10 protein-coding genes are annotated in these 9,807 nt (G+C 75.4%); all 10 read left to right on the top strand.

Going from position 1 to position 9,807, the window contains the following annotated elements:
* Positions 1-359 precede the first annotated feature (359 nt).
* The 10 genes from HCN56_RS19845 to HCN56_RS19890 all read left to right on the top strand — a co-directional run bounded on the left by HCN56_RS19845 (position 360) and on the right by HCN56_RS19890 (position 9,667).
* Positions 360-1,304 (top strand): SCO1860 family LAETG-anchored protein, encoded by a 945-nt coding sequence (locus HCN56_RS19845; RefSeq protein ID WP_167973077.1) that lies wholly within the window; start codon positions 360-362, stop codon positions 1,302-1,304.
* A gap of 37 nt (positions 1,305-1,341) precedes the next feature.
* Entirely contained in the window at positions 1,342-2,064 is a 723-nt protein-coding gene (locus HCN56_RS19850; protein ID WP_167973079.1) for a class II aldolase/adducin family protein, read from the top strand.
* 132 nt (positions 2,065-2,196) lie between these two features.
* The gene (locus tag HCN56_RS19855; RefSeq protein WP_167973081.1) at positions 2,197-3,327 is read left to right on the top strand and encodes an alpha/beta hydrolase; all 1,131 of its coding nucleotides are present in this window, start codon (positions 2,197-2,199) and stop codon (positions 3,325-3,327) included.
* A 125-nt stretch (positions 3,328-3,452) separates the two neighbouring features.
* A complete protein-coding gene (locus HCN56_RS19860) occupies positions 3,453-4,886 on the top strand; it encodes a hypothetical protein (RefSeq protein ID WP_167973083.1) in 1,434 nt (477 codons plus the stop codon).
* A gap of 263 nt (positions 4,887-5,149) precedes the next feature.
* Positions 5,150-6,748, top strand: coding sequence for an ABC-F family ATP-binding cassette domain-containing protein (locus tag HCN56_RS19865; RefSeq protein WP_167973084.1), 1,599 nt, complete (start codon positions 5,150-5,152; stop codon positions 6,746-6,748).
* A gap of 353 nt (positions 6,749-7,101) precedes the next feature.
* A complete protein-coding gene (locus HCN56_RS19870; RefSeq protein ID WP_312871308.1) occupies positions 7,102-7,323 on the top strand; it encodes a helix-turn-helix domain-containing protein in 222 nt (73 codons plus the stop codon).
* Positions 7,324-7,400: 77 nt separating this feature from the next.
* Entirely contained in the window at positions 7,401-8,180 is a 780-nt protein-coding gene (locus HCN56_RS19875; protein ID WP_167973086.1) for an enoyl-CoA hydratase/isomerase family protein, read from the top strand.
* 335 nt (positions 8,181-8,515) lie between these two features.
* The gene (locus tag HCN56_RS19880) at positions 8,516-9,001 is read left to right on the top strand and encodes an Asp23/Gls24 family envelope stress response protein (RefSeq protein WP_167973088.1); all 486 of its coding nucleotides are present in this window, start codon (positions 8,516-8,518) and stop codon (positions 8,999-9,001) included.
* A 68-nt stretch (positions 9,002-9,069) separates the two neighbouring features.
* Positions 9,070-9,270: a hypothetical protein gene (locus HCN56_RS19885; RefSeq protein WP_167935430.1), complete on the top strand. Its 201-nt coding sequence runs from the start codon at positions 9,070-9,072 to the stop codon at positions 9,268-9,270.
* A complete protein-coding gene (locus HCN56_RS19890) occupies positions 9,254-9,667 on the top strand; it encodes a hypothetical protein (RefSeq protein ID WP_167973090.1) in 414 nt (137 codons plus the stop codon). Before HCN56_RS19885 ends, HCN56_RS19890 begins: the two co-directional genes overlap by 17 nt.
* Positions 9,668-9,807: the final 140 nt, after the last annotated feature.

Below are 9,807 nucleotides of genomic sequence, written 5' to 3' on the forward strand. Positions count from 1 at the left end.
CCCCGGCGGCGCGCGGTCGCTCCGCCGTCGCGCCGCCCGGGGGAGCGGGTCCCCCGAACGGGGAGGCGCCCGCCCGGCGCCCGTTACCGGCACGGAGCAGCGCCGCGCGCCCCGGGTACGGCGGCGGCGCTGCCGCACACGGGTGACCCGGTACGCACATCCGTCCGGGTCGAATCGGCTCGGCGCTTACGAAATCGCACGCCGTGCCGAGCGGTGCCCGTTACGGGTGAAGGCAGCGAGGAAACCCTCCCGTCACCCGTACGGGCGTCAAGGATGGCGACGTCCCAGCCGCTCTCCGCGCCGGTGTCCCACCGGCGTGCGACGGCGGCGTTCACCGTACTTCTGTGGGGGTTCGACCCGTGTACAACTCTGCCTTCCGCCGTCCCGGCCCTCGCCGGGCGGCGACCCTGATCGCCACCGCCCTCCTCCTCAGCAGCGCCGCGCCCGCGGTCGCCACCGGGGCCGAGGAGACCGGCGAGACGGGCAAGGCGAGCGCCGTGGTGCTCCGTTCCGGACTGCAGGTCTCCCTGCTGAACAAGGCCGTCGAGCTGCCACTGGACCTCACCCTCAACGAGGTCGGCGCACCCGAGGGCGGCCAGGAGTCCGCGGAGAAGACCGCGCTCACCGCCACGCTGGACGGCGTCGACCAGGGCCGGCCGTTCCACCTCCTGCGCGCCGACGTCGCCTCCGCGACCGCCACGGTCGACGACGAGACCGCCGTCGGCGAGGTGAAGCTCGTCAACGCCGCCGTCCACGTCCCGGGGCTCCCCGGCACCTCGATCATCTCGGTCGAGTCGGTCACCGCCCGTGCCACCTGCACCGCCGGGGAGCAGCCCGAGGCGCTCGCCGAACTGCCCGCCACCGTCGACGTGCTGGGCACGGAGGTCGCGGTGACCCTCGGCGGCACCACCTCCGTCGACATCCCCGGGGTCGGGACCGTCGAGCTGGCGCTCGCCGCCGAGGAGACGACCGACACCACCGCCGCCGCCACCGCCCTGCAGCTCGACGTCGCGGTCAACCCCCTCAACCTCAACGTCGCCGAGGTCGAGGGGAGCGTCACCCTCGCCGCCGCCGGCTGCGAGAGCCCCGTGGCCGCCCCCGAGCCGGAGCCCGAGCCGGAGCCCGAGGAGCCCGGCAAGACCCCGCAGACCGGGGGCGAGGAGGAGGTCGAGACGAAGACACCCGACCTCGCCGAGACCGGCGGTGACTCCCGCACGCCGATCATCGCCGCCTGCGCCGCCGCCCTGGTCGCCGCCGGAGGCGGTCTGATGTTCCTCCGCCGCCGCAACGCCGGCCGCGACTGACCGACCCGGCCCGGCCGGTCTCCGCTACGGTCCGCCCATGACCGCCCACCGGCCCCCCGCGCCCACCGACCGGCCCGCACCCCCACCGCCGCCCGTCCGGGCCGCCTGGAACCACCTCCTCGCGACCGCCCGCCGCACGGTCGTCGACGGCCTCGTCGTCGGCACCTCGGGCAACCTCTCCGTCCGCGTCGGCGACCTCATCCTGATCACCCCCACCGGGGTGCCCTACGACCGGCTCGGTGCCGCGGACCTCCTCGCCGTCCATCCCGACGGCACCCGGGTCCACGGCACGCTCACCCCCACCAGCGAACTCCCGCTGCACCTCGCCGTGCACCGCGGGACACCGGCGACCGCCGTCGTCCACACCCACGCCCTCCACGCCACCGCGCTCTCCCTCCTCCACGACGAGGTGCCGGCCGCCCACTACGTCGGCGGCCTCCTCGGCGGCACCGTCCGGGTCGCCCCCTACGCCCTCTACGGCAGCCCCGAACTGGCCGACCACACCCTCCGGGCCCTGCGCGACCGCAGCGGGTGCCTGCTGCGCAACCACGGCGCCGTGACCTACGGCACCGGCCCCGCCGAACAGGCCCTGGACCAGGCGTACGACCGCACCGCCCAGCTGGAGTGGCTCTGCCGCCTGTGGCTCACCGCCGCCGCCGTCCCCGGCGCCCGCCCCGCGCTGCTGAGCCCCGACCAGCTCGCCGAGGCCACCGCCCGCCTCGGCGGCTACGGGCAGGGCGCCCCCGCGGACGAGGACTGACACCCCGGACCGCCCCGGACCGCACCGCACCGCAGCCCGCGCGCCCCCGCCCCGCCGCCCGGTGGCCAAGAACCTCACCCTCCCGCGCGCGCCCACTCGCCTCGGCGCCGCCACCCCGTCATGGTGGAGGGCATGCGCGCACGCACCGCGGCGGCGACGACCGCCACCACCCTCCTCGGCTCGGCGGCGGCGATAGCCGTCGCCGGGCGCCGCGGCGGCCGGACCGCCCTGCGGCCGCCCGCCCGCGACGCCGTCCCGGCCGGATTCCGCGGCGGCGGCCTCACCGTGCTCGCCGCCGACGACCGCCACATCACTTTCACTCGCACCCCCGACCCGGTGCCACCCGGCCGCTACGCCGTGACCTGGGCGAGCGGCCGCGCCGAGCTGGGGCCGCCCGAACCCGACACCGGTACCGACGGCACCCCGCGGCGCCGCCTGCTGCGCACCGTCGGCGGCCCGCCCGCCCCCGGGACCCGCCTCACCCTCACCCCCCAGCTCCACACCGGCGACCCGCGCACCGCGCTCGGCATCGACTTCGCCGACACCGCCGTCCCCTCCGAACTCGGCCCGCTCCCCGCCTGGTTCGTCCCCGGCGCCCGCGACCTGTGGGTCATCGCCCTCCACGGCCTGGGCAGCACCCGCTCCTACGCGCTGAACCTGCTGCCGTTCCTCACCGAACTGGGCCTGCCCGTCCTCGTCCCCGCCTACCGGGGCGACCCCGGCACCCGCACCGCGCCCGACCGGCTCAGCCGCCTGGGCGCCACCGAGTGGCGCGACGCCGACGCCGCCCTGCGCCACGCCGCCGCGTACGGCGCGCGCCGCGTGCTGCTCCTCGGCTGGTCGGTGGGCGCCACCATGGCGCTCTACACCGCGGCACGCTCCCCGCTGCACGGCCGCATCGCCGGCCTGGTCCTCGACTCGCCGGTCCTGCACCGCGCCACGACCGTGCGCGCACTGGCCGCCGAGCGCGGCGTCCGCCGCCCGCTGCTGCCGCTGGCCGTCGCCGCCGCGGAGGGCGCGGCCGGCCACGACGCCGCCCCCGACCTGCCCCGGCGCACCTCCGGCGCCCCCCTGCCCACCCTGATCGCCCACGGGCCGGACGACCGGATCGCCCCCTGGGAGCCGTCGCGGGCGCTGGCGGCACGCCACCCCGAGGCCGTCTCCACCTACGTGGCGCGCCGCGCCGGACACGCCGCCGTCTGGAACGCCGACCCCGCCTCCTACGAGGAGGAACTGCGCCGCTTCGTCACCCCGCTGCTCTGATCCCCGGCTCCGAGCCGCCGCACCCCCGCCCACGACGACCGCCGAGCACACCCGGTGACCTCGGCGGTCATCGTGAACGGGGGGTGCGGTTTGGGGAATCGGGGGGCACCAGGAACACTGTTTCCGTGACGTCCCGTACCCCGCGAGACACCAGACTGCGTTCCGTCCCCCGGCCGGCCATCGCGACGGCTCGCCGTTCCGTGGCCGCCGGGCGCTCCCGGCCCGTTCCCCGGCCACCTGCCGCGCTCAAGTCGCAGGAGCGACTGGCACGTCAGGCGCGCGCCGCCCTCGGCGGCGCGGTACGTGCCGCGCGCTGGGCCGTGGCCGTCGGCCGCTCCCCCCTGACCGCCGCCTCCGACGCCGACGGCGCCACCGCGCCCGGCCCCGAACGCGCAGCCGCGGACCTGCGGATGCCGCCGGACCAGCTACAGACCCACTGGGACCGCGCCCGGTTGGCGGGCCTGGTCGAGCTCCACCGCGAGACCGTCCGCGCCGGCTGGCGACTGCGGGCCTGGGACCGCGACGACTCCGCCGTGCTCCGGGGCTGGGTCGCGCTCTTCGACGCCTGGTCGCTCGCCCACCCGGCGCCGCCCGACGCCGACCCGGCGCTGGTCGGTGAAGTCGTCGTCGCGGCACCGCAGTTCCTCTCGGTGATGCACCTCTCGGCGGGGCCGGTCACCGAACCCGTCCTGCTGGAGCTGCTCACCAAGCGGATCGACGAACTCCGCGAGGAGCGGGCCGCCGCCACCGCCGAGGCGAACGGTGGCGGGCAGCGCGCGACCCCGGGCGGGGCCGCCCCCACCGCGGCGGAGCTCACCGAACTCCTCGGCTGGGCGCTCGACGGGTTCGCCGGCGTCGGCGCGCTCACCCGCTGCCAGGACCCGGGCGAGGTGGGGCAGGCCGTGCTCACCCCCCTCGGCAACTGGGCGGTGTGGGTCAAGCTGGAACAGATCTGCGTCGCCGCCCAGAGCCCGGCCGGCGGCAACATCGAGCAGAACGCGGAGGACATGCTGCGCGGCTGCATCCGCCTCACCCCCGGCCCGGCCCGGGACGAGTACCGGGCTTGGCTCGCCGCCCGCACCACCGCTCCCGCCGTGACCGAGCTGCTGACCGCGGCACGCGGCGAGGACGCCCTGATCCGCGCGCTCGCCTTCGAGGCCCTGCGCGTGGTGGGCGGCCCCGCCGAACCCGCGGTCCGGGAGGCGGCGGCCGAGACGGTGCTGCGCCCCTACGCGCTGCTGTGGCTGGCCGAGCACGACGGCGCCGACCCCGAGGACCTGGCGGCCGACGCCTCCGACGTCCTCTCCCGGGAGGAGGCCACCTGGCTCTGGGTCGACACCGCCGCCGCCCTCACCGACCACGGCGAGGGACGGTTGCTGGTGGAGCACCTGGAGACCGCCGGCCACGACTCGGTCCCCCGGCTGCTCGCGGAGATCCGGGCGACCGGCCACCCCCGGACCGTCCAGGTGCTGGTGGCCCTGGCCGCCGCCCTGCCCGACCCGGTGGTCGCCCGCAAGGTCCGTCGCGCGGCGTTCCAGGTCCACACCGGCGAGGCCTGACGCCGTTCGCGTCCCGGACCGCCGCCGTGTCGGCGGTCCGGGACGCGGCCGCGCCCGGGCGCCCGTCGGCCCGGACGCCCGCCCGCCGGCCGCGGCCCGGGGCGTGCTCCGGCACCCGCCGAAACCAGTTGCCGCGGGCCCGTAGACTGGCGCCATGGACACGCTGTTCCTCGTGCATTAGCGGGCCGGACGCCCGCGGCCCCCGCAAGGGTCGGCCGCCGACCCCGACACCCCGCCCGTTCCCCCTGCCTGGAGTTCTGTCCATGATTTCCGCCAACGCCGTGGAACTGCGCGCCGGCGCCCGCGTCCTCATCGAGTCCGCCTCCTTTCGCGTCGCCGCGGGCGACCGCGTCGGCCTGGTCGGCCGCAACGGAGCCGGCAAGACCACCCTCACCAAGTGCCTCGCCGGTGAGGGGACCCCCGCCGGCGGCAGCATCACCCGCAGCGGCGAGGTCGGCTACCTGCCGCAGGACCCCCGCACCGGTGACCTCGACTGCCTCGCCCGCGACCGCATCCTCTCCGCCCGCGGCCTCGACACCGTGATCACGCGGATGCGGGAGAACGAGGACCGCATGGCCAACGGCAAGGGCGCCACCCGCGAGAAGGCCATGCGCAAGTACGAGCGCCTGGAGACCGAGTTCCTCACCAAGGGCGGCTACGCGGCCGAGGCGGAGGCCGCCACGATCGCCGCCAGCCTCGGGCTGCCCGACCGGGTCCTCGGCCAGCCGCTCCACACCCTCTCCGGCGGTCAGCGGCGCCGCGTCGAGCTGGCCCGCATCCTCTTCTCCGACGCCGACACCCTGCTGCTCGACGAGCCGACCAACCACCTGGACGCCGACTCCGTGGTCTGGCTCCGGGACTTCCTGCGGACCTTCCGCGGCGGCCTCATCGTGATCTCCCACGACATCGACCTCGTCGAGACCGTCGTCAACAAGGTCTTCTACCTGGACGCCAACCGCTCCCGCATCGACGTCTACAACATGGGGTGGAAGCAGTACCTCACCCAGCGCGAGGCGGACGAGCGCCGCCGCCGCCGGGAGCGCGCCAACGCCGAGAAGAAGGCGGCGGCCCTGCACTCGCAGGCCGACAAGATGCGGGCCAAGGCGACCAAGGCCACCGCCGCGCAGAACATGGCGAAGCGGGCCGACCGGCTGCTGGCCGGGCTGGAGGAGCAGCGCCGCTCCGACAAGGTCGCCAAGCTGCGGTTCCCCGACCCCGCGCCGTGCGGGAAGACCCCGCTGACCGCCGAGGGGCTGTCGAAGTCCTACGGGTCTCTGGAGATCTTCACCGACGTCGACCTCGCGATCGACCGCGGTTCCCGCGTCGTGATCCTCGGCCTCAACGGCGCGGGGAAGACGACCCTGCTGCGGCTGCTCGCCGGGGTGGAGCCCGCCGACACCGGCAGCGTCACCCCGGGCCACGGCCTCAAGCTGGGGTACTACGCGCAGGAGCACGAGACGCTCGACCCGGACCGCACCGTCCTGGAGAACATGCGCTCCGCCTCGCCCGACATGGACCTGGTGGACGTCCGCAAGACCCTCGGCTCGTTCCTGTTCTCCGGCGACGACGTCGACAAGCCCGCCGGGGTGCTCTCCGGCGGGGAGAAGACCCGGCTGGCGCTCGCCACCCTGGTCGTCTCCTCGGCCAACGTCCTGCTGCTGGACGAACCGACCAACAACCTCGACCCGGCCAGCCGCGAGGAGATCCTCGGCGCGCTGCGCAGCTTCAGCGGCGCCGTCGTCCTCGTCACCCACGACGAGGGCGCGGTCGACGCGCTGGAGCCGGAGCGGATCATCCTGCTGCCGGACGGTGTCGAGGACCTCTGGAGCGCCGACTACGCCGACCTGGTCACGCTCGCCTGACCCGGCCCGCCCGGACCTGACCCGACCCGAGCCCGTCACTCGCGTCCGGCCGGGCCGAACCGGCGTCCGTCGTGCGGGTGAGGTTTTGGTGTGCGCCGGTCACCGTTCCCCCTCCGCCGCCCCGAGCGGCCCACCCGGGCAGCCCCCGGCGCCCGACCGGGCCGCCCCGCGCTGACCTGGCACGACGCCACTCCGCCCGGAGCGCCACCACCCCGGTGGGCCGGCCGTTCCCGGGGCCGTCGTGCCGCCCGCCGATCGCTGTGGCTCACAGCGACCTCGCCGAATGGGTGGCCAGGAAGCCGGTTAGGGGTGATCATGAGAGTTCCAGAGCGCACTTCCTTGAGGAGGCACGGGTGGCCGAGACTCTGAAAAAAGGAAGCCGGGTGACCGGCGCCGCGCGCGAAGAGCTCGCGGCAGACCTCAAGCGGAAATACGAATCAGGCGCGAGTATCCGGGCGCTGGCCGAGGAGACGGGCCGGTCCTACGGATTCGTCCACCGGATGCTCCGAGAATCGGAGGTGAACCTGCGCGGACGCGGGGGAGCCACGCGAGGCAAGAAGTCCGCCGCGTCCTGACACCGTTGAGCGCGGCCCTGTCCGACCGTTACTCTGCCCGGGCGATGACTACCCGTGAGTAACGTTCGGAGGGGTCGATGACACTGCTGGACCAGGACGGGGTACGGGTCACCGTGGACGGCGCCGTCGCCACGGTCACCCTGCACCGCGCCGAGAAGCGCAACGCCCAGACGTTCGCCACCTGGCGGGCGCTGGCGGCTGCGGGGCGAGCCCTGCCGGGCTCCGTCCGGGTGGTGGTGCTGGCTGCCGAGGGCCCGTCCTTCTCCGCCGGGCTCGACCGGCGTGCGTTCACCCCCGAGGGGTTCCCGGGCGAGCCGTCCTTCGCCGAACTGGCGCGGCTGGACGACGCCGCGCTGGACGACGTGATCGCCGGGTTCCAGGAGGCTTTCGCCTGGTGGCGGAGGAACGACATCATCTCGGTCGCCGCTGTCCGCGGCCATGCCATCGGCGCCGGGTTCCAGCTGGCACTCGCCTGCGACCTGCGGGTCTGCGCCGACGACGTCGAGTTCGCGATGCGGGAGACCTCGCTGGGACTCGTCCCCGATCTGGGCGGAACCTCGCCGCTCGTCTCGCTGGTCGGCTACGCCCGCGCGCTGGAGATGTGCGCCACCGGGCGGTCGGTGCGGGCGGCCGAGGCCGAGCGCACGGGCCTCGCCAACCTCGTCGTCCCCGCCGCCGAGCTGGAGTCGGCCACGGCCGACCTGGTGGCGGCGCTGCTGGCCCCACCCCGGGACGCCGTCGTGGAGACCAAGGCCCTGCTGCGGTCCGCCGTCGACGCCGACTACGACACCCAGCGCGGCGCCGAGCGCGCCGCCCAGGCCCGCAGGCTCCGCGACCTGCTGGGCGAGGACGACTGACGCCCCCCCCGATCCTTCAGCCGCCCCACCGAGACCCCGATCGGCCCGCGCCTCGGCGCGGGCCGATCGTGTCCGTGCCGCCCCGTGGAAACCCGAGGCCGGGAGCGGCGCGGTGGTCGGCGCGCCGCTGGCGGAACGACAGATTCCGTTTTGGCGGGACCAGTTCCGTGCAAGGTCCCGGAGTCTGGGTACAGCAATGCTGGAGACCCCGTGTCGGGGACACCGGTTCACCCGCTCGGCGCGGCCCGGGCGAGAGTCGGGCGCCGCCGGTCTAACCTGACACGACCAGCGGGTCCGGCTCGCCGGAGCGACCCGGACCGGAACGAGGAGGCGCAGTGACCGAGACGACGACGACCGACCTGGCGAAGGACGATCGATCGAACTCCGCCAAGCCGCTGGCGAACCGACGCGGCACCGGTGACCCCGCCACCCGTGGGAAGACCACCATCGCCGACGGCGTCGTCGCCAAGATCGCCGGCCTCGCCGCGCGGGACGTCGTGGGCGTCCACGCCATGGGCACCGGACTCGCCCGCACCTTCGGCGCCGTCCGCGACCGCGTCCCCGGCGGCACCAAGTCCGCCACCCGCGGCGTCAAGGCCGAGGTCGGCGAGGTGCAGACCGCGCTCGACCTCGACATCGTCGTCGAGTACGGCGTCTCGATCGCCGAGGTGGCCCGCACCGTGCGCGAGAACGTCGTCTCCGCCGTCGAACGCATGACGGGGCTGGAGGTCGTCGAGGTCAACATCAACGTCGGCGACGTGAAGCTCCCCGAGGACCTGGAGGACGAGGCGGAGGACGAGAGCCGCCCGCCGCTCCAGTGAGCCGTGCGCCCTCGCACCACCAGGGACAAACCCCGGACCGTCAGGACCGGTGAGTGAAGGAGCGGAAGATGAGCATGGCCGTCGTGGGCATGATCGCGGGCATGGCACTCGGGTTCGCCGGCTATTTCGGCGGGTTCGGTGCCTTCCTGCTGGTCGCCGCGCTCGGCGCCGTCGGCTTCGTCGCCGGCCGGTTCGCCGAGGGAGATCTACAGCCGGGGGACTTCTTCCGGCCGGGGGAGCGCAACCGCGACAATGAACGACGCCTCTGAGGTCGCCGCCGCGCCGGTGCCCCCGGCCGAGCGCGGCGCCACCCGCATCGCCGAACGCGTCGTCGCCAAACTGGCCGCCCAGGCCGCCCGCGAGGCACTCAGGGAGACCGCGGCGCACCCCGCCGCGGCCCCCGCCCCACGGGCGGGCGGCAGCCGCTACCCGGAGGCCCACGTCTCGCTGCGCGGCTCGGCCACGCCGGGCAGCGGCGAGGTCGCGGACATCCGCGTCGGCGTCGAACTCGACTACCCCACCGACATCGGCGCCCGCTGCCGTGCGGTCCGCAACCGGGTCGAGGTCCGGGTCCGCGACCTCGCCGGGATGCAGACGCCGGGCATCGAGGTCGACGTCGTCGGCCTGTACTCCGAGCACCTCACGGCCGGCGGGAGGGTGCGGTGAACGACCGCGGCAACGCCCCCGAACCCGGCCCCGCCGCCGGGTCGGCGAGGTGCTGGCGACGGTGGTGTCGCTGATCAACCCCGGTGTGCTGATGATCGCCGGCGACCTCGCGGGCCCGCCCTTCCTCACCGGCGTGCGGG

The sequence above is a fragment of the Streptomyces lonarensis genome (assembly GCF_012033735.1).
In the GTDB taxonomy this organism is placed as follows: Bacteria; Actinomycetota; Actinomycetes; order Streptomycetales; family Streptomycetaceae; genus Streptomyces; species Streptomyces lonarensis.